This is a genomic window from Deltaproteobacteria bacterium, assembly GCA_020848905.1.
Classification (GTDB): domain Bacteria; phylum Myxococcota_A; class Polyangia.
Genome location: JADLHG010000017.1, coordinates 1 through 24,537, shown reverse-complemented (window position 1 = coordinate 24,537; position 24,537 = coordinate 1). Strand labels below are relative to the sequence as shown.

General features: G+C 68.5%; 20 protein-coding genes and 1 CRISPR repeat array. Of the genes, 12 read left to right on the top strand and 8 right to left on the bottom strand.

The window, feature by feature from the left end; genetic code table 11:
* Nucleotides 1–21: 21 nt before the first annotated feature.
* Nucleotides 22–960, top strand: a complete 939-nt coding sequence (locus IT371_07780) for a 2-oxo acid dehydrogenase subunit E2 (protein MCC6747539.1) — start codon at nt 22–24, stop codon at nt 958–960.
* A 19-nt stretch (nt 961–979) separates the two neighbouring features.
* Here IT371_07780 and IT371_07775 read toward each other — a convergent pair whose 3' ends face one another.
* Together IT371_07775 and IT371_07770 are read right to left on the bottom strand one after the other, a co-directional pair.
* A complete protein-coding gene (locus IT371_07775; protein MCC6747538.1) occupies nt 980–1,801 on the bottom strand; it encodes a lamin tail domain-containing protein in 822 nt (273 codons plus the stop codon).
* Between the two features lie 200 nt (nt 1,802–2,001).
* Complete coding sequence (locus tag IT371_07770; GenBank protein ID MCC6747537.1) at nt 2,002–2,919, bottom strand: serine/threonine protein kinase; 918 nt, start codon at nt 2,917–2,919, stop codon at nt 2,002–2,004.
* 295 nt (nt 2,920–3,214) lie between these two features.
* Between IT371_07770 and IT371_07765 the strand changes: the two genes are divergently transcribed.
* Nucleotides 3,215–3,877: a hypothetical protein gene (locus IT371_07765; protein MCC6747536.1), complete on the top strand. Its 663-nt coding sequence runs from the start codon at nt 3,215–3,217 to the stop codon at nt 3,875–3,877.
* 41 nt (nt 3,878–3,918) lie between these two features.
* Here the strand turns inward: IT371_07765 and IT371_07760 are convergent, their stop codons facing one another.
* From IT371_07760 to IT371_07745, 4 genes are all read right to left on the bottom strand, one after another.
* Entirely contained in the window at nt 3,919–5,247 is a 1,329-nt protein-coding gene (locus tag IT371_07760) for an iron-containing alcohol dehydrogenase (protein MCC6747535.1), read from the bottom strand.
* A gap of 398 nt (nt 5,248–5,645) precedes the next feature.
* Nucleotides 5,646–8,015, bottom strand: a complete 2,370-nt coding sequence (locus IT371_07755) for a class I SAM-dependent methyltransferase (GenBank protein ID MCC6747534.1) — start codon at nt 8,013–8,015, stop codon at nt 5,646–5,648.
* Complete coding sequence (locus IT371_07750; GenBank protein ID MCC6747533.1) at nt 8,012–8,935, bottom strand: DNRLRE domain-containing protein; 924 nt, start codon at nt 8,933–8,935, stop codon at nt 8,012–8,014. The genes IT371_07755 and IT371_07750 overlap by 4 nt, the downstream gene beginning before the upstream one ends.
* A gap of 229 nt (nt 8,936–9,164) precedes the next feature.
* Nucleotides 9,165–10,307 carry a transposase gene (locus IT371_07745; GenBank protein ID MCC6747532.1) on the bottom strand — a complete coding sequence of 381 codons (1,143 nt, stop codon included), beginning with the start codon at nt 10,305–10,307 and terminating at the stop codon, nt 9,165–9,167.
* 479 nt (nt 10,308–10,786) lie between these two features.
* Here IT371_07745 and IT371_07740 point away from each other — a divergent pair, with 479 nt between their 5' ends.
* Nucleotides 10,787–11,329 (top strand): hypothetical protein, encoded by a 543-nt coding sequence (locus IT371_07740; protein ID MCC6747531.1) that lies wholly within the window; start codon nt 10,787–10,789, stop codon nt 11,327–11,329.
* Nucleotides 11,330–11,423: 94 nt separating this feature from the next.
* On the opposite strand, the gene IT371_07735 is transcribed toward IT371_07740, so the two are convergent.
* Nucleotides 11,424–12,398 (bottom strand): hypothetical protein, encoded by a 975-nt coding sequence (locus IT371_07735; protein MCC6747530.1) that lies wholly within the window; start codon nt 12,396–12,398, stop codon nt 11,424–11,426.
* Between the two features lie 195 nt (nt 12,399–12,593).
* Between IT371_07735 and IT371_07730 the strand changes: the two genes are divergently transcribed.
* Nucleotides 12,594–13,790 carry an acetyl-CoA C-acetyltransferase gene (locus IT371_07730; GenBank protein MCC6747529.1) on the top strand — a complete coding sequence of 399 codons (1,197 nt, stop codon included), beginning with the start codon at nt 12,594–12,596 and terminating at the stop codon, nt 13,788–13,790.
* A 27-nt stretch (nt 13,791–13,817) separates the two neighbouring features.
* On the opposite strand, the gene IT371_07725 is transcribed toward IT371_07730, so the two are convergent.
* The gene (locus IT371_07725; protein MCC6747528.1) at nt 13,818–14,759 is read right to left on the bottom strand and encodes a hypothetical protein; all 942 of its coding nucleotides are present in this window, start codon (nt 14,757–14,759) and stop codon (nt 13,818–13,820) included.
* Nucleotides 14,760–15,148: 389 nt separating this feature from the next.
* Between IT371_07725 and IT371_07720 the strand changes: the two genes are divergently transcribed.
* From IT371_07720 to cas2, 8 genes are all read left to right on the top strand, one after another.
* Nucleotides 15,149–15,790, top strand: coding sequence for a hypothetical protein (locus IT371_07720; protein ID MCC6747527.1), 642 nt, complete (start codon nt 15,149–15,151; stop codon nt 15,788–15,790).
* 218 nt (nt 15,791–16,008) lie between these two features.
* Entirely contained in the window at nt 16,009–18,225 is a 2,217-nt protein-coding gene (gene cas3 / locus IT371_07715) for a CRISPR-associated helicase Cas3' (GenBank protein ID MCC6747526.1), read from the top strand.
* Between the two features lie 48 nt (nt 18,226–18,273).
* Nucleotides 18,274–18,975 (top strand): type I-C CRISPR-associated protein Cas5, encoded by a 702-nt coding sequence (cas5c, locus tag IT371_07710; GenBank protein ID MCC6747525.1) that lies wholly within the window; start codon nt 18,274–18,276, stop codon nt 18,973–18,975.
* The gene (gene cas8c / locus IT371_07705) at nt 18,972–20,840 is read left to right on the top strand and encodes a type I-C CRISPR-associated protein Cas8c/Csd1 (protein ID MCC6747524.1); all 1,869 of its coding nucleotides are present in this window, start codon (nt 18,972–18,974) and stop codon (nt 20,838–20,840) included. Before cas5c ends, cas8c begins: the two co-directional genes overlap by 4 nt.
* 20 nt (nt 20,841–20,860) lie before the next feature.
* Nucleotides 20,861–21,940, top strand: coding sequence for a type I-C CRISPR-associated protein Cas7/Csd2 (cas7c, locus tag IT371_07700; protein MCC6747523.1), 1,080 nt, complete (start codon nt 20,861–20,863; stop codon nt 21,938–21,940).
* 17 nt (nt 21,941–21,957) lie between these two features.
* Nucleotides 21,958–22,566 (top strand): CRISPR-associated protein Cas4, encoded by a 609-nt coding sequence (gene cas4, locus IT371_07695; protein MCC6747522.1) that lies wholly within the window; start codon nt 21,958–21,960, stop codon nt 22,564–22,566.
* Nucleotides 22,563–23,591, top strand: a complete 1,029-nt coding sequence (cas1c, locus tag IT371_07690) for a type I-C CRISPR-associated endonuclease Cas1 (GenBank protein MCC6747521.1) — start codon at nt 22,563–22,565, stop codon at nt 23,589–23,591. The genes cas4 and cas1c overlap by 4 nt, the downstream gene beginning before the upstream one ends.
* Before the next feature lie 2 nt (nt 23,592–23,593).
* A complete protein-coding gene (gene cas2 / locus IT371_07685) occupies nt 23,594–23,884 on the top strand; it encodes a CRISPR-associated endonuclease Cas2 (GenBank protein MCC6747520.1) in 291 nt (96 codons plus the stop codon).
* A 185-nt stretch (nt 23,885–24,069) separates the two neighbouring features.
* Nucleotides 24,070–24,384: direct repeats of the CRISPR family, unit length 37 nt; unit sequence GTCGTCCCTCTCCTCGGAGGGGGACGCGGATAGAAAC.
* Nucleotides 24,385–24,537 lie beyond the last annotated feature (153 nt).

The following is a 24,537-nucleotide window of genomic DNA, read 5'->3' as shown; positions in this document are numbered from 1 at the left end:
TCCCGGCGGGAGGTGGTGAAGATGCTGATTGCCCTCATCGTCGTCGGGGTGCTGTTCGTGCTGTGGGTGCTGCTGAACCTCAAGACGTCGCGCCCGGACGCCACGCTCATTCCGCGGATCCATCCCTACCGGACCATGATGTTCCACATCATGCCCACGCGGAACGAGTCGGTGGTGTACTTCGACACGGTAGTCGACGCGGAGAAGCTTCTGGCCTACCTCGAAGCCACGAAGGCGAAGTTCCACTGCGACGTGACCCACTGCCTGGTCGCGGCCTGCATGTTCGGCATGAAGCACAACCCGAGCATGAACCGCTTCACCAAGGGCGAGCGCATCTACCAGCGCAAGGGCACCTGGATCAGCTTCAGCATGAAGCGGCAGAAGCTGAACAAGGCGGCCAAGCTGGTAGCGGTCAAGATGGAGGCGCGCGACGAGGAGAACTTCGAGCAGCTCTGCGCCCGCATCAACGGCAGTATCAAGGAGGAGCGCTCGGACAAGGTGACCTCGGCGGACAAGGAATACAACCTCCTGACCAGCCTCCCCCGTCCCCTGCTCAAGCTCGGCGTGCGCCTCTTCCGCTGGATGGACTACTACAACATCCTCCCCGGTTCCTTCATTCGCTTCGACCCCATGTACTGCTCGATCTTCATCGCCAACCTCGGGAGCGTGGGGATGGCCCCGGGCTACCACCACCTCTACGAGTGGGGGACTGCGTCGCTGTTCATGATGGTGGGACGGATCGAGGAGCGGGCGGTCGTGAAGGACGGGCAGATCGTGATCCAGAAGTGCCTGCCGATCCGTTTCACCTACGACGAGCGCGCCGATGACGGCCTCACCGCGGGGCACGGCATCAACTCTGCCGTGCGCGTCCTCGAGGACCCCTTCACCTACCTCGGCTGCGTGAAGGGGGACGGCACCGACGCGAAGCCGATTCTCGCCGACGTCCAGGCCGCCGCCTGACGACACGGAGGGCCCTAACTTACTTGCGCGTGATCGGCGCCGCGCCCCAGTCCGACGCGTCGAAGCCCGGACAGCTCCCCTTCTGCCCCGTGCGCTGAAAAGAGTGCGTCTTGGCCAAAAAGCCGCTCGGCCAGGCCACCGCCGTGAAGGTCGCCCCCTGCGGCAGGCTCACCGCCGGGGCGCCGATCGCGAGGTAGTCGAGCAGCTTTCCGCTCGTGTCGTAGAGCGCCACCGCATTCTGCCTGGCGGCATTCGGCGGCCCGTCGAAGAAGGGGATGTTCGCCGCCGTGCCGATCTCATCGGGCTTGGTGGTCTGGTACTCGACCACGTAGAGCGTCTTGCCGGCATCGAGCATCTTGCTCGCCTTGAAGGTGTAGGAGGTGGGCTTGTTGGTGATCCCCGCGAAGTGGAGCTGAAAGCCGTTCAGGTCCACCGGGGCGCCGCCGGTGTTCTTGAGCACCACGTAGTCCGGCTGTCCGGTCGCCATCTCCTGCAGCACGACGGTAGCCGTCGCGCCGCACTGCGCGGCCGGAAAGGGCGGGGGCGGCGTGTTCGTGTTGCCCCCCGTGCTCCCGTCACGTTTCGTGACGGTGCCACCGCTGTCTCCCTTCGCGACGGTGCCACCGTCGGCGGCCGGGCCCGGCCCCGGGGTCTCTTCGCCGGGACCGGTCGTCCCCGGATCTCCCCCGGCATCGTCGGTCCACACACCGCCACCCCCGTCGGAACCGGCGGCGCCACCGTCGGCCCGCGCCCCCTGGGTCGGCTGCGTCGTTCCACCGCCGCACCCAACCAGCACGCCGATGGTTGCCAGCGCATACACTCCTCGCCGTAGCGTCTTCATCGCTCTCCTCCGAACGGGTTTCACGCGGCTTGTGCAGCGCACGTGCCACCTGTCGTTTGCACCTAACCTGTCGAACTCGCCTCGCCGACGCACCGCGGCTCCCACAGTTGCTCCGTCTTTTTTCGAGGTGGCGGTTGACTGCTCCGGCCAGGCAAGTGGCCGGTTTGGCCAGGTCGACGGCGTGGGCGATGGAATCTCGGCTACTTGGGGAGCGAGGTGGGGCGAGGCGGGGGCAGACCTGCGAGCGGGCGGAGGGCGTCGAGCATCTCCTGCGCTGAGGCGTAGCGCCGTGCGGGGTCGGGCTCCATCGCCCGTTCGATCACCGTCCAGAGCGGGTGGTCGCTGCGACGAAGCGGTGCGCCGCGCCGCTGCCGCGCCCACGGCAGCACGTTCCTGGCGCCCACCGACGTTTCGAAGGGCGCCTCGCCGGTCACGAGCGCGAAGGCCGTCGCGCCCGTGAGGTACAGGTCGGTGCGCGGGTCGATCCCCCGCGGCCAGACGAACTGCTCCGGCGCGGCATAGCCCCGCGTGTAGCCGGGACCCTCGGGCCCGCGCCAGCCGACGGGGCGCGTGGTGTTGAAGTCGATGAGCCGCACGGAGCTCGGTCGGAGCGCCTCGTCCAGCATCACGTTGGCCGGCTTCACGTCGCCGTGCACGAAGCCGTGCGCGTGGAGCGTGCGAAGGGCGCGGAGCACGTGCATGACGATGGGCACGACAGCGTCCTCCGGCATCGGGCCACGAACCGCGTCGTGCAGCGACCGCCCGGGGAGCGCCTCCATCACCACGTAGGCGCGTCCCGGCTCCTCGAGGTAGTCGACGTAACGCGGGAAGAGCGCGCGCTGCCCCGGGGGCGCGCCCACGCGACGCAGCACCTCCGCCTCGGACCGCGCGTGCTCGACGAACCCCGTCACCTTCACGGCGACCTGCTGTCCGTTGCGCGTGTCGACCGCGGGGTAGACCGTGCTCACGCCGCCAGCTCCGAGCGGCTGCGCCGCGAGCTGATACGGCCCCACGCGCGGTGGCACCTGGGGCGGACGCGCGTGCGCCACCGTCGAGAGTAGCTCCAGCAGTAGTCCAGCGCAGAGAGACCGTGAGACGAGAGAGGTCGCGTTCATCATGCGAAGGGCGCATAGCAACGGTCGGGCCCGCCTCGCGTCGCGGCGAGACTTCACTGCGCGGTGCGCGACCGAGCTCGCGCTACTGCGCGCCTTTCGTCCATCCGAGACGTCGCGGTTCGCGCTCGCCCCACGCCCGTCGCACTCCGCCGCGCGGTGGCGCCTCGATCCACCGGCTGGCCGAGATCCGCAGAGCCGCGCCCGTCAAGCGAGGGCGACAACTCGCGGCCGCCTCGACGTCCCGCGCCGTGCGGACCGCGTGGCGCGCCCCTTGCTCTCGGGCGCCGCGGAGCCGACCATGCATCTCTCTTCGCGACAGGGAACGTGTCTCATCCTCCTCGCTGGCCTCGCGCTGGGCCTCGCGCCACCACGCACGGCCTGGGCCGCCGACGACGGCTCCCAGCTCCGGCCCAGCGGCACGGCACGCACCACGCGCCCACGCCGCGGGCCGTTCGCCACCGGCATCCGGACGTGGGGCCGCCTCTCGTACGCCTCGCAGAAGAAGCTCCTGCTGCTGAAGGAGCGCTGGGTACGCGCGCGCGTCGAGAGGCGCGTGCAGCGCGAGTCCCTCGTGGCCGAGCTCGACCGCCTGATCCACGCCTATCCCGAGGTCCACGAGCGGTACGCCATGCGGCGCCCGCACATCTCGTGGGACGTGCGCGTCCTCAACGCCTCGTGGCTCGGCCTGGCGATCAGCCTCATGTCCTCGCTGTCGGAGTCGCCGCTCTCCAAGGTGGCGAGCCTGAGCGGGCTCGCGTTGATCGGGACGGGCCTCTGTCTCTCGCGGGTCGACGATCTCTTCGAACGCACCGCCAAGGCCATGGCCGTGCGCGAGGCCCTGCGCGTCGCCGCGCGGCGCGGTGAGCTCGCGGACCTCGCGTCGCCGCAGCTCGTCGCCGACCTGGCGCGCCACCTCAATCGTCCGATTGGCTATCCGAAGGTCGCGCCGCAGGCGCGATAGCGGCTACCGCGTCGCGAGGCGCGCAGCCGAGGTGACCGGGTTCAGCGCATCGGATCGTCGACCAGTCCGTTGCCGATGACCCCGCCGCCGCCGAGCGCCGAGCTGATGACTCCCATGAAGGTGCGGACGGCGACACCGCCGCGTCGGTACCTGGCGAGGACACGCTCGAGCTGATCGAGCTGGGCCTCGGTCTGCGGCGTGCGGTCCCCCTTCTTCCCCGAGCGGTGGCCCGCTTCCATCGGCGGCAGGCTCCGCGGGTGCCGAGTTCGCGCCACCACCTGGCGCTTGGAGCGCACGGGCTGAACCTCGGGGGTGAAGACGGCGTCCACCACCGAGAAGTCGCCCTTGGCGAAGTGATGGCCCAGCACCGTCGTGGGATGCGACTTGCTCACGGCCTGCAGGGCCACGAGCAGGTCGGCGTGCCGGATCCCCGACGCCTCGAGCGCGGGCCGATCCACGGGGAGACCGAGCTTGGTGTAGGCCGCACGAAGCGACTCGTAGAGCCGGCGGTCGCCGGTCTCGTCGGCGAAGATCTTGGCGGCGATCAGCGTCCCGGCCGCGACGATCTGCCCGTGCGTCGCGCCTCCCTTGCTGTAACGCGTCCCGAAGCGGCGCTTGAGGTAGTAGTAGACGTGGTGCTCGCCCCCGCCGGCGAGGCGCGGCTCGTTGCTCGTCATCACCCGCACGTTGGACTCGTGCACGTACTCGGCGAGGTGCCGCAGCGCTCGCTCGTCGTAGGAGGTGAAGCGCGTGTTGACCCAGCTCAGCGCGGTCAGCGTCGGAGCCGCCTTCTCGCGCACCCCCCGAAGGCTGTAGCGCTGCTGCTCGTAGGCCAGGTCGAGCGCCGCGCCGAGGTTGGCGAAGAGGTCGCCGAAGCCGGACTGCGCCCACCGAGCGCGGGTCTCCGGGGAGCCGTCCATCAGATAGGGGTAGCTCACTACCGTAGCGTCCGGAGCGCGCGTGTAGGTCTTCACGATCTTGCGGTCGTCGCGGAGGATCGCCTTGTTGGCGCTGATGCACGCGGTAGAGAGCAGCGGCACCATCACCAGCTTCTTCGACTCCCCCGCCAGCGCCCGACCCGCGTCGAGAGCCGTGCACCCCCCGACGGCCACGACGTTGTCGAATTCGACCTCGGCCAGCACGCGCGTGAGCGGCGCGAGGCGATCGCTCTGCACGAGGTGCACGTGCCCTTTGCCCAGGGCCTTGGCCGCCTTGAAGTTGTAGTCGTCGGTGACGATCAGGGTGCGCTCGTCCACGAGCTGGCCCAGGATGGCCTTGAGGCCGCGTCGGCTGTGCTGCAGGCGAGGAGGCGTGACCTCCGCCGGGTCGGGCCGCTGCCGGCTCAGGATCGAGGCGTGCGCGGCGAGCATGAGCGCGTTGCGCGCCTCGAGGGAGCCGTTTCCCTTCGCCCCGCCCTGAAGGTGTCCGTCGATCCAGCCCGTCGCCGAGGCGCCGGGACTAGTCCGCTTCCTCTTTCCTTGCCCCTCGTACGCCGAGGCAGGACGGCCGCTCGCGAGGAGGGCGACCGACAGCAGTACGATTTGGGCCCATCCCCTACCCGCCCCTGTGAACCCGAGCCCCTCTCTGGACGTAGCGCGTGGGCGGAGCATCTGGGCCGGACAATATCCAAGGGACGTGCCAACCGCTCGCGGCTGCCGCGCGCATAACAGCCTTATTTTTCAAGACAATTATTGTCGCGACAGCGGCCTGGGGGGGCGAGGCCGCCAGCCGCCCCCTGGCGGGAGCCGAGGACTCCAGTCCCCACCTCCTACGCCGGAGCGCGACCCGCGAGCCGTCCGGTGGCATGGGCCAGGCGCAGGAGGAGCACGCGGCTGTGCAGGTCGGGGATCGCCTCGAGCTCCGCGAGCAGGGTCTCGAGCGCCACGAAGCGCAGTCCCCGAGGCCTGTCGCCCGCGAGCTCGACCGCCGCAGCGAAGGGGGTGACCCGCTCGGGCGTCTGCCCCGGGGAGGGGAAGTAGCCCTCTCCCAGCGGTCGAAGCGCACGAACCCGCACGCCGAACTCGGCCTCGAGGCGCCGCGAGGCCCAGCGCCGCGCCGACGCCCCGTCGGTGAAGCGACGGGGCACGCGCCAGGCCGGCACCACCGCGACGCGCGAGCTGAGCCCGCGCTGCTGGAAGGCCGGCAGCTCCCGGCGCTCGAGGCCGACGAGGAGCGCCTCGCGCACCAGCGCGTACGGCACGACCGCGTAGGTATCTACCGAGGCCCGGGTCGGCGCGGGCGAGAGAAGCTCGAGGGTCACTCTCTCCGACGACTCCGCTTCCCTTGCATCGCCTCGCCGGCGCGCGAAGGCCACCCGCTCGAGCCGCGCGAACCCGGACGGACGCCCCGCCGGCACGAACGAGGCAGCGCGCGGACCGGCCGCCGCGGCGTAGCCCGCGACCCGCGCGCGAAGGGCGCCCGCCGGCACCAGGGGGAGCTCCGCACCGAGCCACGGAGACCAGGCCACCCCGAGCGCGCGCCCGACGGTGTACGCGGCGAGCTCGAGGCGTGGGTCGGGGAGCGCACCCACCTGCGCACTGGCGAGGAGCTGCGAGAGCTCGACGCGCTTCATGCGACCGCGCGAAAAGAGGTGCCCGCCCGCACCTCCGAGCTCCACGTAGCACGGCACGATGAGCTCGTCCGAGGCTCCCGGCGACGGAAGAAAGGGGGCGCGCCGCTCGACGGCGAGACGCTCCAGCACGCGTTCCTCCAGGCGCACCTGAGCCTTCCGCTGCAACGTCCGATCGAAGCCACCGCGCGGGTCCGACTGCTCGGGGCTGACCTGCGCGAGCCCTTCCGCCGCGTAGCCGCCGTAGTAGCTCTGATTGAGCCGCGACTCGCGCTGGTAGTAGACCAGGGCCGGACGCTCCGCTTCGTGCAGCACGTACAGGAACACGCGATCCTCGTCGCGCTCGTAGGGGAAGTAGGCGTGCGTCACTCCGGGCACCTCGACGAGATCGAAGACCTGCCCCGTGCGACGGTGGCGGTGCGCCGCGAGCTGCATGAAGCTCGGCGACTGGAGCGCCTCCACCCCGCCGTCCGCAACCTCGAGGAGACGTGGCGTCTCGGGGCCCGGACGCGTGGCGTAGACCACGAAGTTCGTCGGAGGAAACCCGAGCGCGCGCCCTCCGAGCGTCGCCACGCGGGCTCGCCCTTCCCACCAGTGGGCCAGGATCCACGGGTTGTGCACCTCGGCCGCGTAGTCCACGCGAAAGCCCGCGCCGCGCAGACTCGTCACGTGCTCGGCGAGCGTCTGGTAGGTGTATTGCTCGGCGAGCTCCTCCTTCCAGCTCTGGGTGTAGTCCACTCGCAGAAGGAAGTTTGCGGCGCCCTCGCCCGAGACCTCGTAGCGCGCCCACCCCGCCTCGCGGACCGGCCGCCGACGGAAGGGCACCCCCGACGGGAAATCGTGGCTACGGAAAGCCCGCGCGAAGGCCTCGAAGAGCGCGGCGCGAGAGAGCGTCCCGATCGGCCCCGGGCGGCTTCCGGGGGCCGTGGGCAGAGCGAGCTCCACTCGCACCGGCCACCTGGGCGAGACGAAATCCCGCATGCCGTACTTGCCGCCCGGCTTCAGCGCGGCGAAGACCAGTGCCCGATAGCGTTCGATGTTTCGCTCGTCGAACCCTCGGCCGCCGAAGCTCACGAGGTGGTGTCCCATCGAGGAGTCCACGACCGCGTCGAAGAATCCGTCGGGCCAGGTCGAGGCGAGCGCGTCGGCCTGGAGGAAGGCCACGTTCGGCAGGTCGAAGCCGGCGCGCGCGTGCTCCACCGCCGTCGGATCGAGGTCCGTGGCCACGACCAGCAGCTGCGGGTGAAAGGCCGCGTACGCGGCGGCCTGCGTCCCGGTGCCGGCCCCCATCTCGCAGAGACGGCTCCCCGCCGTCGTCGGAAAGACGGGCAACAGCTGCCCCACCTTCATCGGGATCGTGCGATCCATGCGCGAGAAATAGGTCGCGTAGTCTCCGCGGCGCTCGCGGAAGGCGAGCGGGTCTTCGCCGTCGCGCTCCCGGCCTCGACGATGGACGGAAGCCTCTGCGGCGCGGCACGCGGCGCGCACGCGGGCGAGCAGCGCGAGCGAGGCCATGGGCTGAGCCTCTAGCGCCGCGAGCAGCCGCGCGAGTCCCCGGGCGGTGGTCACGGCCGGCACTCCAGCGTCACCTCGAGGCGAGGAGGCTGCGAGCCCGGGGCCGCCTCCTTGGAGTGGAACCAGAAGTGAAAGCCGGTCCGCGGAAAGAGCACCACCCCGGCGTTCTTCCCCCCCGGCAGGCGCCAGCGCTCGACGAGGGCCGGAAACACGTCCCAGCGATGGGTCAGGCCGGTCCGCGCCACGAGGATGACGGTCGCGAACGGCCCCTCGATATAGTCCACTCCCTCCTTCTCGAGCCCCGCCGCGCCCGCCCAGGGCACGCGCCGGCCGCAGTCCAGGTAGTCGAAACAGGGCTCACCCGCCCCGGCCGTTCGCCCCACCCCCGTCCCTTCGACCCAGGCCGCATTCGCCTCGGTCACTTCGTGCACGCTGAAGGCGTAGGACGCCCCTTCCACCGCCTCGTGACTCCGGAGCGTCAGGGTCAGAGCGGCGCGTGCCACGGACGCCCGCGGTGGCAGGGCCCGCGAATCGAAGCGCAGCAGGGCCCTGTAGGTGAGCGTGGACTGGAGCGCAGGCGACGCGCCGAAGTTGAGCGACGGGTTGTCGTGAGAAAGGTGCGTATCGTCCGTGGGTGGCAGGCTCCAGGCGAGCTGCGTCTCGCAGCCGTTGGCCGCAAGACCGTCGCAGTCGCCCCAACCGGCTTCGCACGCCGCGATGCCGCAGCTCGGACTGCTCGTGGCGTGCGGGAGACGGCAGGGCCCGCCCTCCCCCGTCGAGGCGTCCCGCGCGCGGCCGCTGTCCGCCGGTGGCGGGGGGCCGTCACGAAGTTGCGCCCCCTCGTCTCGCGAAGCACTCGCCTCCTGCGGCGCTCTGCCGCCGTCCTCCGCGACATAGGGCACGACCCAGTGGCACCCAAGCTGAAAAGAACCGAGCTGGAGACAGCCCAGGAGCAGGAGAGACGACCACTTCACCGTGCGCACTCCCGGTCGAGGACCCGAGGCCCTGGTTCGAAGTCGGCCCATTGTAACCCGCGATCCTGGCGGACGCGCGGGCGGTGGTGGGGGGGGTGGACGAGGGCGCGGGCGGCGGGCGGTCGTGGGCGCACGCGGGCGGTTGGGGTGGATCGGTGCGGCGGGGAGGTTCGTGTTGTGTGCAACCACAGACATCCTTGACACTTCTGCCCACGGACATTCTTGACACTCAGCCCAAGGACATCCCTGACACTCCTCCTGCGCCTCGTCGGCGTCTGGCAACGATGAGGCCTCTGTCGAGGCGGTGCTCGTCGAGCGTCCCGAGCGGGATCGATCCCCAGCGTACCTTCCAGCGGCCGCTATCCAGGGCATCGAACTCGACGTACTCATGGCGCAGGGCACGGCTGATGAAGACGGTTCGCTGATGTAGCTGCACGAGGCCGTGCTTGTCGACGCGGGCCACGCGAGCGAAGGCGTCGAACGTCGGCTGTACGAGCGGACGGGGGTATCTCCGCGAGGAGACCTCGTAGACGGCGGCCGGTCGGCGAAGCGCCAGCGCGTCGTGCGGACGCTCCTGGTTATAGTCGCGGCGCCAGACGTCGAAGAGGCGCTGCTGGGCACGACGGTCCTTCTGCGGCGGCGAGGCCGTTTCACCCTTCAGCGTGCGGTGTAGCCGCTCGAGCCGGCCGTTCTGCTGCGGCTTGCCCGGCGCGATGATCTCGACGCGGATCCCGAGGTGAAGCAACCACACCGAGAGCTCGGTGAGGCGAGCTGGACCCGTGGATGCGAATGGAGGACCGCCGTCCGAGCGGAGCGCGATCGGCAGCCCGAACTCTAGGAACGCCGAATCGAGCACGCGGCGCACCTGATTGCCGTCGGGATCTACGAGCGCCTCGCAGCGCAGCAGATAGCGGCTGAAGGCATCAATGAGCGTGAACGGGTAGCATCGCACGCCGTCGCCAGTGAGGAACCAGCCCTTGAAGTCCATGCACCAGACCGCGTTCGGCGCGTCGCAGCCGCTGAAGGGCGACAGCACGCCCACTGCCGAGGCGGTGCGTCGCCGTCGGCGCCTAGGGACGGTCATCCCTCGGCGCTTGAGGACCTTCGCCATCACGCTGGCACTCGGGACAGCCTTGCCGGGGTTCGCCTCGACAAGCATCCGGTGGAGCTTCCGCGGGCCCCACTTTGGTCGAAGCTTCCTGGCCTCGACGATGAGGTCCTCGAGCTCAGCGGCGAGCGCGGTCGGCGAGGTCTTCGGTCGCCGCGACCGCTCGGCGATGGCACGCAGGTCACTGCCCCCCTCGCGGTAGCGTTCGACCCAGGCGTAGCCCGTCTGCCGGCTCACGCCGAACATGCGGCAGAGCTCAGCCATGTTCACCGGCCCTCCCTCGGCCTCATTCCAGCGCCGCTCCCATTCCAGAACAAACTTCGTACGCTCCTTCATCGCATCTGTCGCTTTCCAGGGCATACGACAACGGTCGCAGGCCCCTCGATGGGAGTGTCAAGGATGTCCGTGGGCAACTCGCCTCCAGTGTCAGGGATCTCTGGAGGCTGAAGTGTCAAGGATGTATCAGGGCCATACCCGGTTGTTCGTGCAAGGACATCAGTTGACGTCAAACCAGCGTTATGCTAGTATTGGCCTTATTCATGTTGGCATACAAATGCAAATCTTCCTCGGGAGGTGACCGGTCTCCGGGCACACGTTCGCCGGCGGGTTCTGCGAAGCAGCTTCCGTTGCCTATGCGGGAGGCGACGCGTTGGGGTGGGAAGCGCACGGGTGCGGGGCGCAAGAAACAGCCGGGGCGCGGGCTTCCGCATCGGGCGCGACCGCTTTTGGCCAGCCGGTTCCCTGTGCACGTCACGATGAAGGTGGTGGAGGGGCTACCGAACCTGCGGAGCAAGCAGCAGCTACGGGCGATCGAAAACGCCTTCGTGAAGTCGGCGGGGCGCTTCGGGATGAATCTCGCGCACTACTCGATCCAGAAGAACCACCTGCACCTCGTGACGGAGGCCAAGGACCGGGAGGTGCTGATGCGAGGCCTGCGCGCGCTGGCGATCCGGCTGGCGCACGCGCTGAACCGCACGGTGGGCCGCAAGGGGCAGGTCTTTCGGGACCGGTACCATCAGCACATCCTGAGGACACCGAGCGAGGTGAAGGCGGCACTCTCGTACGTGCTTCAAAATCGACGCAAGCACGAACGCGCGCGAGGCAAGTGGGTCCCGCGGCGCGACCTGGACGCGTGCAGCTCGGCGCGCTACTTCGATGGGTGGAAGGACCTCACCCCGCTCCCCCCCGACGGAGACCCGCCGGTGCGCGAACCGCGAACCTGGCTGTTGAAGACCGGGTGGAAGGTGCGGGGACTGATTCCTACGAGCAGGGTACCTGGCAGTTAAACATGGTCACCTTGCCCGCCGGGCGCCTCGCGGCCAATGCGACCATGTTTGATCACGCAACAACGTGTTTCTGTGTAGAACACGGCTTGGCGCTCTAGGGTCCCCAGTGAGCCTCCAGGCGCGCGATGGCCCGTCGCTCCGCGGCGAGCTGCCCGAGGAGCTTCAGGGTGCCACCGTGGACCTGCGCCGCCTCGACGGACCAGAGCCCCCGCGACCGCGCGTGCGTGACGAGCTCCGCATAGGCGGCCTTTTCGCGGTGCGCGAGGTCCACGAGCACTGCGCAGTAGCCGCCGAGGAGCTCGGCTGGCTTGAGGCCGAAGGCCAGAGCGGAGGCGGCCTCGTGGCCGATCCGCTGGCGCTGCAGGCGCGCCAGCAGACCTTGCGGGATCGGCGCCCCCTCGGGAAGCTTCGCCGCCTCCTCGAGCAGCGGACGCCAGGCCGCGAGCTCCGCGACGGTGGTCTGGAGCTGGTAACGCTGCGCCGACAGCAGCGGCGGCAAGGCTCGCGAACGCAGGCGCTGCACCCTCTCCAGCGCATCGGGCCCAAGCCCCCCGCCGGCCAGACGCTCGCCGTCGCCGAAGACGAGCGCGCCCAGTCGCCCGAGCTTCTCCGGCCCATGCATCGGAATCAGGTCCCGCCCGAGCTGCTTCTCGAGTGCGAGGAACGCGCCCTCGATGACCTCCTGGCGTCGAGCCTCGAGGCGCGTGGCCGCCGCCTTCAGGGTGCGCGGTTCGCCCCGACGGAACCAGCTGCGGAAGAGCGGCACGTTGGGCAGGCCCGCCGCCTCGACGGGCAGCGGCGCCAGACGCTCGTTGACCGTCTGGATGCGCAGCGCGGGGGGTTCGGGGAGCCACGCGAGGCCGGCCTCGGCCGCGCGGATCTTGCCCGCCATCCTCCACGCCTCCTGCAGCCGAGTGACCTTCGCGCGCGCCCAGCCGAGCCATCCCGAGGACTTCGCCTCGACGGAACCGCGGGCCAGCGCCGACGAGCTGACGAGCAGGAGTGCCCCGAGGAGGGCCAGCGTGATCGCAGGTCGGCGCCGCGCGAGGTGCATCGGAGGCCGGGGCACTGCAACGTCCGTTCCCTTGTGCAAGAGGCTGGAATCACGCTGCTTGCGATCCACGCGGTGCCACCCGTGGGGCCCCCTGGCCCCCCCTCCGACGGCCGCCTCTGGCTGGCCCGCGAGCCACCGCCCATTTCGCGTTGCCGGGCGCCGCGCCGCGTGGGATAGACCCTGCCGGACCTGCACAAAGGAGCGCGTTCCATGAAGAAGACTCTGCCCCGCGAGCTGTTCATCGTCGCTGCGAAGCGCACCGCCTTCGGCACCTTCGGCGGCGCGCTGAAGGACCTATCCGCCACCGCGCTCGGCGTCGAGGCTGCGAAGGCTGCGCTCGCGCAAGCCGGCGTGAAGCCCGACGCGATCGACCAGGTCGTCTTCGGCAACGTGCAGCAGACCTCCCCGGACGCGATCTATCACGCGCGCCACGTGGGGCTGCGCGCCGGCGTTCCGGACAAGGCGCCGGCCCTCACCGTGAATCGCCTCTGCGGCTCGGGCTTCCAGGCCGTCATCTCGGGCGCCGAGCAGATCCTCCTCGGCGACGCGGAGCTCTGCCTCGTGGGCGGCGCGGAGAACATGTCCCAGGCGCCGCACGTGGTGCAGGGGGTGCGCTGGGGCCTGCCCTTCGGCAAGAGCCCCGAGCTGCAGGACTCCCTCTGGGCCGCGCTCACCGACAGCTACTGCAACGCGCCGATGGCCATCACCGCCGAGAACCTGGCCGACAAGTACGGCATCAGCCGCGAGGCCTGCGACGAGCTCGCTCTCCGCTCGCAGAAGGGCTGGGCCGCAGCGAACGAGGCGGGCCGGTTCAAGGACGAGATCGCGCCGCTCGAGCTGGCCGGCAAGAAGGGCCCGGTGACCTTCGCCGTGGACGAGCACCCGCGCCCCGACGCCAGCCTCGAGAGCATGGCCAAGCTGCGGCCGGTCTTCAAGAAGGACGGCCGCGTGACGGCCGGCAACGCCTCGGGGATCTGCGACGGCGCCGCGGCGCTGATCGTCGCCTCCGGGGACGCGGTGAAGAAGCACGGCCTGAAGCCCCTCGCGCGCCTCGTGCAGTGGGGCGTGGCGGGCGTGGACCCCTCGATCATGGGCATCGGTCCGGCGCCGGCGATCCGCATCGCGCTCGACCGCGCGGGCCTCGAGCTCGGCGGGATCGACCTCTTCGAGGTGAACGAGGCCTTCGCGCCGCAATACCTCGCGGTGGAGAAGGAGCTCGGCCTGCCGCGCGAGAAGACGAACGTGAACGGCGGGGCCATCGCGCTCGGCCATCCGCTCGGCGCCTCGGGCGCCCGCATCACCACGCACCTCTGCTACGAGCTCGCCCGCCGCAACGGCCGCTACGCCGTGGGCTCGGCCTGCATCGGCGGCGGTCAGGGGATCGCAGTGGTCCTCGGCGCGGTGTAGCTAGAGGATCGAGTCCTTCCCCTGACACTACCGGCGCGCGGCCCGCTCCTGGGCCAGCCGCTGAAGGGTCGCCCGATCGTCGGCCTCCTGCACTGCAGCCGCCTTTTCCACGGCCCGGCCCCAGCGCGCGGTGTAGCTGTTCTCCGCGTGCGTCACGGGGTCGGTGAAGACGTGCGCTTCGAACGGGGTCGTCACCCTGGGGAGGGCGTCGACGTAGCCGCGATCCACGTACACGTTCATGGGCGGATGGATCTCCTTCATCGGGCTGACCCAGTTCTGCACGGCGGCGACCAGCTCGGTCTCGACGGCGCGCCGGGTGAGCACGGCCACGTCCTGCGGCGTGGGCACCGACATGACGTCGTAGAGGAAGTACGCCAGCGCCTCCCGCTCCGTGACCTGGGAGTTGAGCTTCCTCGCCCAGTGCACGTAGTTCATGAGCGTCCCGAGCCAGCTCGCGCCCGTAGCCTTCCACATGCTCTCCGTGATGCGCTTCTGCACCTGGCCGACGCGGTCGCGCTGCCCGGACCAGTTGATCATGAAGGCCGCGAGCGGACCGCCGGCCGTCTCGAGCATCGCGAGGTCGGCCTTGGCTTGATGGGCCGCCTTCCACGCCGCAAGCCCCTGACGCGAGGCCTCGGCGTAGATCCCGACGGCGAGCGGCAGATCGCGCGGGATGGGGGAGGACCCGAGGAGTCCGTAGTTCACCTTCTCCACGCGAAAGGCATGCGTGGTGAAGAGGCGAAAGATGCCGAGCGAGGTGGAGGTCTCCGGGTCGGCCTGATCGAGGTTCGCGCGAACCTTCTGGATCGCCTGTCGCGTCTGCTGGATACGCGCGACGAGGCCGGGACCGCGGGCGGGCTTCTGGCCGGCAGGGGGCGCGTCGGCGCTCTTCGCCCACGCGCCACTCGTGGCCACGACCGAGACGAGCACGACGACGGCAGAGCCTGCAACGCGACGACGCGAGGCCATGAGACGCTCCTGAGCTGAACGGACGGCCCGGTTGCACGGAGCAGGCCAACTCCCGCCGGGTGGATCGGGCACGCCGACGGCCCTAATCCCCTGTCGTGTCGCGGCGGGGTGCCCCGCGCCTTCCCTCCCCGGGGAGCGGGGTTGGAGTGGCCAGGTGACAGCGCCCGCGGCCACCCGCGCGGCTTCGCCACGCCCTCCAGGAGGCGTACCCGCCCCATCGCAACGCGAGGCGCCGGCACCGGCGTCGGGCGCTGCAACGCGCCGTCCCCAGCTCTCTACCCGCCGTCCTCCAAGCTCACGGAAGCACGTGCGCACGCAATGGCACATGCGGTGCACTCTCACGCCTCCGTCAGCCCGGCACGCCGCCGCGGCGCAAAGGAGAAGCTCCCATGTATCGGCAACGGACAGGACACCTGGGCCTCGTGTGCGGCCTGTTGCTCGGCCTGAGCGGCGCTGCCCACGCGCGTGGCGCCGGCGAAGGAGAGGCCTGGCTGCACGGCCAGCGGTTCCGCGCCGAGAATCCCGTCGGCAAGATCCTGGCGGAGTGCCGCGCCGGGGCCTTCAAGTTCGACCAGATCGTGATCGACCTGACCCCGCGTTCGCAGGTGGGCAACCTGTTCGCGACGGGACGCTGCGCGCTATCGATCAATCGCGACACGCGGCGCTGCACGATCAGCGCCCCGAGCGGTCCCTCCGGGGCCTTCGACGCGCTGGCAGGGCTCCTCGAGACGCACACCTTCAAGTACTGCGTCCAGGGGAGCCGTCTGGGGCTGGCCATCTCGCCGCGCGACCTGACCGGCTCCACCGAGCGTGCCGCCTCCTGGCCGGCCGAGCTCTGGTTCCGCGAGGCGCGCCAGACCCTGTTCGGCGAGCCCGACTTCAGCGCGGGCGATCTCGAGAGCGCGAGCGTGCGCATCGGCGGCCACGAGCTACACGCCTCGGAGACCGGCGCAGGCATCCTCTACAGCGCGTCCGGCTTCCCCGCCGCCCTGCCGGAATGGATCCCGCTCCAGGTTTCGCTCGAGCGGTAAGACCGGCCAGGAAGGGCCGCTCCTGATCCGAGGAGCACTTTTCCAAAGAAAAGGGCGTCAGATTTCTCCCCCGCCGTGCGTCTGGTCCTACAATGGACCCCCGCCGCAGACCTCAGGGGGAGTGCAGCGTGGTGCATCGTCCTTCTCGACAGGCCAGCGACAGCGGTCCTTGGGCGCACAGTCCCCGTCCCGACGAGAGCTGGGACCAGGCCCACCCGTTGGGCGAGCACCTTGAGGAGGTCGCTCGCCTCGCTGGCCAGGCCGCATCCGCCTTCGGCTTCGAGGAGTGGGGGCGGCTCGCCGGCCTCTGGCACGATCTGGGCAAGTACCGTAACGCGTTCCAGCGTTATCTGAGGGGCGAGCTCCCCTCGGCGAGCCACAAGTGGGCCGGGGCAGCGCACGCGGTCTCGCTCCCGCACAAGGCCGCGGCGCAGCTCATCGCACTCTGCATTGCCGGACATCACGGTGGCCTCCCGGCCTGGGCGTCCGGGGATCGACCGGCAACGTCTCACCTTTCCGAGGCCCAGCAGGAGCTCGACGAAGCTCTTTCGGGGAAGGTCCCTCCCGATCTTCTGGCCCCACCGTCCATCGGGGTCCCCCCGGAGGCCACCACGATCCTCAGGCGGATGAATGCCACGGACCGCCAACTCTACATGGAGTTGCTCGCGCGTTTCCTGTTCAGCGCCCTCGTGGACGGCGACTATGCGGACACGAGCGCCTACTACGCCCCTGCTGAACCAGCGCAGCGACGCAACCTCGTAAACCAGCAAGCCAGCATCCCCGTGCTGCTCGCCCGACTCGACAACCACATGGCCGTGCTCTCCGCGCGGGCGCCCGATACGGCCGTCAACCGCGAGCGCCGAGTCGTACTAGGCGCGTGCCGCCGTGGTGCAACGCAGCCCCCCGGGGTCTTCGACCTCTGCGTGCCGACTGGCGGTGGCAAGACGCTCTCCGCCATGCTCTTCGCCCTGGCCCACGCGCGCGAACATCGCCTAAGGCGCGTGATCGTCACGCTGCCCTACACGTCGATCATCGAACAGAACGCCGCCGTCTACGCCGACGTCCTGGGTCCGGAGAACGTGCTCGAGCACCACAGTGCCTGGGAGGAGGACGACAACCTATCACGGCCGGGACAATCGATGCCCAGCGCGAGCCTGCGCCGCCAGAAGTTGCTGACCGAGAACTGGAATAGCCCCGTCATCATCACCACCAGCGTCCAGCTCCTCGAGTCCCTTCACGCCAACAGGGCCATGCGCTGCCGGAAGCTCCACAACATCGCACAGAGCGTGATCATCCTGGACGAGGTGCAGACCCTTCCCCCGCACCTCCTCGACGCGACGCTCGACACGCTCCGCACCCTCGTCGCCGGTTTCGGCTGTTCCGTGGTGGCCTGTACGGCCACCCAACCCGCGCTCGGGCGATGTGAAAGCGCGCTCACTGGGAGGCTGACTCACGAGAGGTTGGGCAACATCCGCTCCATCGTCCCCGACGCTGCTCAGAGCTTCACGCGGCTCTCTCGCGTGCGCGTGCGATGGCCGACCGACCTGGCGGTTCCCACCTCTTACGAAAGCCTCGCCAGCGAGGCTGGTGGGGAGCGACAGGTCTTGATCGTGACCCACCGCCGAAGAGATGCGCGTGACCTGGCTCGATTGCTCGGTAACGATGCCCTCCACCTCTCGGCCTCGATGCTCCCCGCCCATCGCTCGCGGGTCATTGCCGATATCAAGGGCCGCCTGAGTCGCGCCGAACCATGTCGCGTCGTCGCAACCCAGGTCGTCGAGGCGGGTGTGGACCTGGACTTTCCCGTCGTCTACCGGGCTCTCGCCGGGGTGGACTCGCTCGCGCAGGCGGCTGGACGGTGCAACCGCGAGGGCCGGCTCCGGGCCAAGGGTGAATTCCGCATCTTCGTCGCCCCGACTCCACCTCCGCGCGGTGTGCTCGAACTAGCCCTCGCCGTCACGCGGAAGCTGGCGAGCGCCGGCGTTCCAAACCTCGACGATCCGGCGCTCTATCGGCGCTTCTACGAGGCGCTCTACGACCTCTCGGACACGGATGCGCGTGGGCTCACCGGCCTCCGTTCCGGCGCGCACAGCGATTTCCCAGAAATCGCCGCCCGCTATCGACTGATCGAGAGCGGCTGGCAGATCCCGGTGATCGTCCCATGGCTGGGACTACCCGAAAGGGTGCGGCGCGACATCGATCGCCTGCGTCATGGATACACCGATGGAGATGCGCTGAGGCGCATCCGGCGCGCAACTGTGAACGTCGAACGACGCCTCGTCGGGGAATGGCTCGGTGAGGGCATCGTAGCCATGCCGAAGGACTTCGCACTCCCCATCCTGGCCCTCGAGACCTTCCCAACCCTCTACGACGACCGCCTCGGTCTCGACTATCTCGATACGCCCAGCCTCAAACCGGAGGATCTCGTCCTATGAAGGCATTGGCCCCCGACCCGCAGGACCACTACCCACAAGGAGCTGGCCATGGCTGAGCGACCACCACTCGTGACGCTGCGTGCCTCGGGGCCTCTCGCATGCTTCAGTCGACCCGAGTTCTCCGTCGAACGCGCGAGCTATCCGTGGATCACGCCGTCCGCAGCACGGGCAATCTTCGAGGCTGTCTTCTGGAAGCCGCGCATCCGCTACGAGGTCCGCGAGATCTGCCTCCTCGCCCCCATCCGCTTTACCAGCTTCCGCCGCAACGAGGTCGGTATCACCGCCTCCGTCGGTCCCTTCGGCCAGGTCCGTCGAATCCAGGCCGACAAGGAGCGCCAGCAGCGCAACACCCTTGCGCTCGTCGACGTGGATTACCAGATCACCGCGGAGCTCTACCTGAACCACGACATCCCCGCAGACGGCTCCGACGACAACCACGGCAAGTACCTGGCCTGTTTCACACGCCGACTGGAACGCGGACAGCAATTCCACCAACCGTACCTCGGGTGTCGTGAGTTCGCCGCCGACGTACGACTACCGGACGGCACCGAGCGGCCCATTCCCATCAGCATGGCCCACGGCCTGATGCTCTACGACTTCCGCTATCCGACGACGCCGGCGCGCCACAGGGAGTGGGAGAAGGGCAAGGTCCCGCGCCCTCTCTACTTCGACGCGCGCCTCGTCGACGGCATCGTGAAGGTCCCAAGCCGTGCCGACGTGCTCACGACGATTCCGGAGGCCTATAGATGATCCTGCAGAGCCTCGTCGCCCTGGCTGAGCAAGAAGGACTCACCGACGATCCCGCCTATGAGGAGAAGGAGGTCCAGTGGCTGATCGATATTGACCGGGAGGGGACCATCCTGTCCGTGACATACACTGGGACGAAGATACCTGGCGAACCTAGGGAGTCCTTTCCGCGCTTTTCCATCCCGAAGCGGCAGCCCGGCCGAACATCCGGCGTCAAGGCCGATCTTCTCGTAGACAACGCCAGGTATCTGTTCGCCCTCGGCGAGGCTGACGGCCCGTCGCAAAGGGCGAAGCTAGAGCTGTGCGCCCGGGCGTCCATCGAGCAGACGGCGAGAATAGCGACGGCGACAGGTGACGCGGGTGCACTTGCGCAGGAGCGCGCGCAACGACGGATCCTCGCGGACCCCGGGGCACTCGAAGCCATATTCGCCAGCGGAGGCGACGTTCTCCCAGCAGCGGTGCCGCACGCGCAGACTCGCACGGTCCGTGTGCCGAGGCGGTGGAAATCGAACCACCTCTTCGCCTTCACACACCAGGAGACTGGTCAGCCCGCGCTCGTGAGCGAGCGGCCGCTGGTCCGGAAATGCCTAGCACAATCGGCTGCCGACGATGACGAACCGACAGAGATGTGCCTCGTGACAGGTCGCTGGTGCAAGCCAGTCGCACTTCACAAGGGGGTGACCCTTGCGGGCGACACGGGTCCCGTCCCGCTGCTCAGCTTCAACAACCCGGCATTTCTGCATCAACGTCGCACCAAGGCCGAGATCGCCCCCATGTCCGCGCACGCCGCAAACGCCTACGTGGCCGCCTTGCAGCGGCTGCTGGACCGAAAAGGGGCTCGTGCCCGCCGCAGTCTCCTACTCACAGAGAACACCACCGTCCTCTTCTGGTCCGTCACGGCCCAGGGCGCACCCGATCCCCTGGACGACCCCTTCCTTGCCACCTTCTTCGAGACGAGAAACGACATCGCCCCGGACGCCGTCCGCGGGACCTATGCCGCCCCGTTCGTGGGGCGGGCAGCCATTCTGGACGATGCCACCCCCCTCTTCACGCTCGTCCTGACGCGCGAGAAAAGCCGCGTAGTGCTCCGCACAGCTGAGCTGCACACGGTGGGATCCGTCGCGAACAGCGTTCGTCAATTCTTCGACGATCTCAATATCGCCCCAGCCCGCGAAGGCGAGCGGCCACCGCGAGGTCTGCGCCATCTCCTCGACGGAACCCTCTCGCAGAAGTCTACAGCTTCGAGCCCGGCCCCCGACCTCGCGGCACGACTGTATCTCGCGGCGCTTGACCAGCGTCGCCCGCTGCCGCCAGAGCTACTGGCAAGCCTGCTCCGTCGCATTCGCACCCACGATCACGACCCTAGCCGAGGGGATACCGCCGTCTCCACCCGACGCGTGGCGCTGATCAAGGCCGTGATCAACCGCACTTTCCGAAACGACCCTCGATGCATGAAGGAGATCAGCATGGCGCTCGACATCGACCACCCGTCACCCGCATACCAACTCGGCCGCGCCTTCGCCGTGCTGGAGAAGACTCAGCAGGAGGCGACAAACGCCAAGGCCGGCATCGCCGACCGCTTCCTGGGCACCGCCATGGCGGCTCCGGCCCTTGTTCTGCCGCGGCTGTTCAAGCTGAGTCACCACCATCGCGAGAAGATCGGAGGAGTGAACCGTGGGCGCCAGGTGAACCTCGAGAAGCTCATCGACAGTATTTTGCTACGCGTCTCGGCTCCGCTGCCTCGCACGCTGTCCCTTGTAGACCAGGGGACCTTCATCCTCGGGTATCACCACCAACGCGCGGAACTCTGGTCCAAGCCCCAGCCCGCGAGCGACACCGCCACCCTGGCCGCCTCGGCCCATCCCTAGCCCATTCCAGGAGACCGACCATGGCACCCCTGACGCACCGCTACGATATGCAACTCGTCTTCGATTGCCAGGACGGCAACCCGAATGGCGACCCAGACGCCGGCAACATGCCGCGCGTTGATCCCGAGACGCTGCACGGGCTCGTCAGCGACGTTTGTCAGAAGCGAAAGGTTCGAGACTGGGTCTATCTGAGCCGCGCCAGCGATGGCTCGGCCGCGCCCGGCTTCGACCTGCTGCTCGGACACACGGGCCTCCCCATGTACGGCCACGCCACGATCAACAGCCAGATCGCCCAAGCCTTCCATTTGAGCTTGAGTGCCGAGGACCGAGCGAAACTCGACGCTCTAGGGGGAATGCCCGCTGTCGTCCAGGCCGCCGACGAGGGTGACGACGCGGATCCGGCAGAAACGGGAGACGGCACCGAGAAGGCGACAGGCAAGCGCGCGCCGAAGGCAAAGAACAGCGACGCCCTGAAGAAACTCTTCAAGGATTTCACGAAGACCTATGGCGCCCCCGCACAGAAGCTGCTCTGCGCCTCACGCTTCGACGTCCGCACATTCGGCGCTGTGCTGAGCACGGGGCTGAACGCGGGTCAGGTCCGTGGCCCGGTGCAGTGCACTTTTGCGCGCAGCGTGGACCCCGTGCTCACCCTCGATCTGTCGATCACCCGTGGCATGGTTACCAAGGATGAGGACCGGGCGAAGAAAGACCGTGAGATGGGCCGCAAGAACATCCTCCCGTACGGTGTGTACCGTAGTCAGTGGTTCGTCAGCCCTATGCTCGCCAACCAGACTGGTTTCTCCGCAGAAGACTTCAAGGTGCTCTGCGATGCGCTCCTGCAGATGTGGGAGCTCGACCGCTCCGCCGCCCGCGGCCTGATGGCGACGCGAAGTCTGATCGTCTTTGAGCACGCGAGTGCTCTCGGGAACGCGCGCGCGCATCAACTCTTCGAACGCCTCAACCTTCGACGCATCGATGTGATGAAGCCGCCGAGGTCCTTCAACGACTACGCGGTCGAGGTGCGGCGCGACGGATTGCCCGACGGCGTGAGGATGTTCGATCTCTGCCAGCCAGAAGACTACTGCCGCCTGTTCGACTAGCGCGGGAGCCAAACGGGATGGACGAAGCCGACTACCTGCCCATCGCGATCCTGGAGAAGTTCCAGTTCTGCCCGCGACAGGCCTATCTCGTACACGTGGAGCGCGTTTTCGTCGAGAACCGCTTCACCATCGAAGGGCAACTCGGGCACCAGCGTGTGCACGAAGCCGACGACGAGTGGCGAGGGGAGACGCAGCTCGCCCGCGGGTTAAAGCTGGTCTCGCATCGCTTGGGCGTCTACGGCGTGGCCGACGTAGTGGAGCTATCCCCGGGCGGGGTGAGCCCGGTGGAGTACAAGCGCGGTCGACGCACCAAGCGGGCGTGCGAGCATGCCCAGATGTGTCTGCAGGCGCTCTGCCTCGAGGAGATGCTGAACCTGCAGATTCCCCTCGGCTACGTGTATCACCAGGAGAGCCGGCGTCGCGAGGCCATCACGATCGACGCCCGGCTGCGAGCGAGTGTCGAAGCCCTTGTCTCTGAGGCGCGGAACGCCCTCGCGAACCCGCGAGCACCCGCCGCGATCGAGAAGCCGCATTGCCGATCGTGCAGTCTGGCGGCGGTGTGCCAGCCCCACGTCACGTGCACGGGGTTCTCTGCGCGGCGCTACCTTGATGAGGGCCTCCTATGAGGCAACACCACAACGTCCTCTACCTCACCACCGCCGGCGCATACGTGCACAAACGAGACGCCGCGGTGGAGGTCGTGCGCGAGGGGCACGAACCTGTCCGGATCCCGCGACACCACCTGCAGTCCATTGTCTGCTTTGGTCCCATGTCGGTGAGCCCATGGCTCATGCATGCCTGCGCCGAAGAGGACATCGGCCTGGTGTTTCTGACGGAGGAAGGCCGCTACCTAGCGCGCGTGGTCGGGCCTCAGAACGGGAACGTCCTCCTGCGACGGGCGCAGTATCGCATCGCTGACAACGTGCTCGAGACGCTGGAGCTCGCAAGAACCTTCGTGCTGGGGAAGGTGTGCAACTGCCGGTCACACCTTCGCCGTGCGGCGAGGGACGGCGCGGAACCCGACCGCGCGAAGTCCTTCGCGCGCGCGGCAGACCATCTGACCGCGCTGCTCGGGTCGATTCGCAGGGCGATGGAGCTCGACGAACTGCGCGGCTTCGAGGGTGCAGCTGCTGCCACCTACTTCGGCTGCTTTCCAGCGCTGCTCCGCGGCGAGGAGGCCTTCGGCTGGACGTCGCGCTCGAGTCGCCCTCCGATGGACGGCGCGAATGCAGTATTGAGCTTTCTCTATTCCGTGCTGGCGGTCGACTGCGGAAGCGCGGCCCAGGCCGCAGGTCTCGACCCCCAGGTCGGGTTTTTGCATGCGGAGAAGCCCGGGCGACCTGCACTCGCGCTCGACCTCATGGAGGAGATGCGCCCCGTGCTGGCCGATCGGGTTCTCTTCGCGCTGGTGAATCGTCGACAACTCCAAGCAAAGCATGTCGAGCGCCAGGCCAGCGGCGCGGTGCTGCTGACGGCCGAGGGACGCCGCGTGGTACTCACCGAGTATCAGGAACGCAAGCGCGAGGAGATCGTCCACCCGTTCACCCAGGAGACAACCACGTACGGCATTCTCTGCCATCTGCAGGCGCGGCTGCTTGCGCGCCATCTCCGCGGCGATCTGGACGCCTACCCCCCGTTTCTGCTGAGCTGACCGTGTGGGTGCTCATCACCTATGACGTGAACACCGAGTCCTCGGATGGGCGTCGCCGCCTTCGGCGCGTCGCGAAGACCTGCGAGTCCTATGGACAACGCGTGCAAAAATCGGTATTCGAGGCGCAGGTCGACGATGGGACGTGGGCGGAGTTTCGAGGGCGTCTGCTCCGCGAGTACGACGTGAGCCAGGACAGCTTGCGTTTCTACTTCCTCGGTGAGGACGGCCCACGGCGAATCGAACATCACGGCCGCGACCAATCTCGCGACATGGAAGGCCCCCTCATCCTGTGACCAACCGCGAACCCCCATTGATCGAGGGCTCCCTCTGTGGTTCGCGGACAGCGCTAGGCTCGCGACATCTTGAACGGCTAGTTGTCCGAGGCGTGGCCTTGTCTCGGCTCAGGTCAGCTGAGCCGGATGGGTTCGCGATTAGGCCAATAGAAGACCTTTGTAATCAGCGTGATAAGATGGGCGGTGTCGTCCCTCTCCTCGGAGGGGGACGCGGATAGAAACAAGATCAAGGGGCGGATGGTCGAGGCGGCCGAAGTCGTCCCTCTCCTCGGAGGGGGACGCGGATAGAAACTCGGATGGAAGAGGCCTGAGGACGCTGACGCGGGTCGTCCCTCTCCTCGGAGGGGGACGCGGATAGAAACACGCAGGACCTCGAGGACATGGTGGACGACGCGTCGTCCCTCTCCTCGGAGGGGGACGCGGATAGAAACCGCGATAGCACCGAGGCCGGGACCAACGGCGAGTCGTCCCTCTCCTCGGAGGGGGACGCGGATAGAAACAAGATTGACTATGACTACGCAACGGACAAGTGAACCGCCCCGGGTTCTCCGGAGGCTCGGTTGCGTGAGTCACGCGGCCTTCTCGGAGGTGCTGTGACTCAGGTAGTAGGCCTTCTCATACTCCGCTGGGGATGTCCATCCGATCGGCTCGAG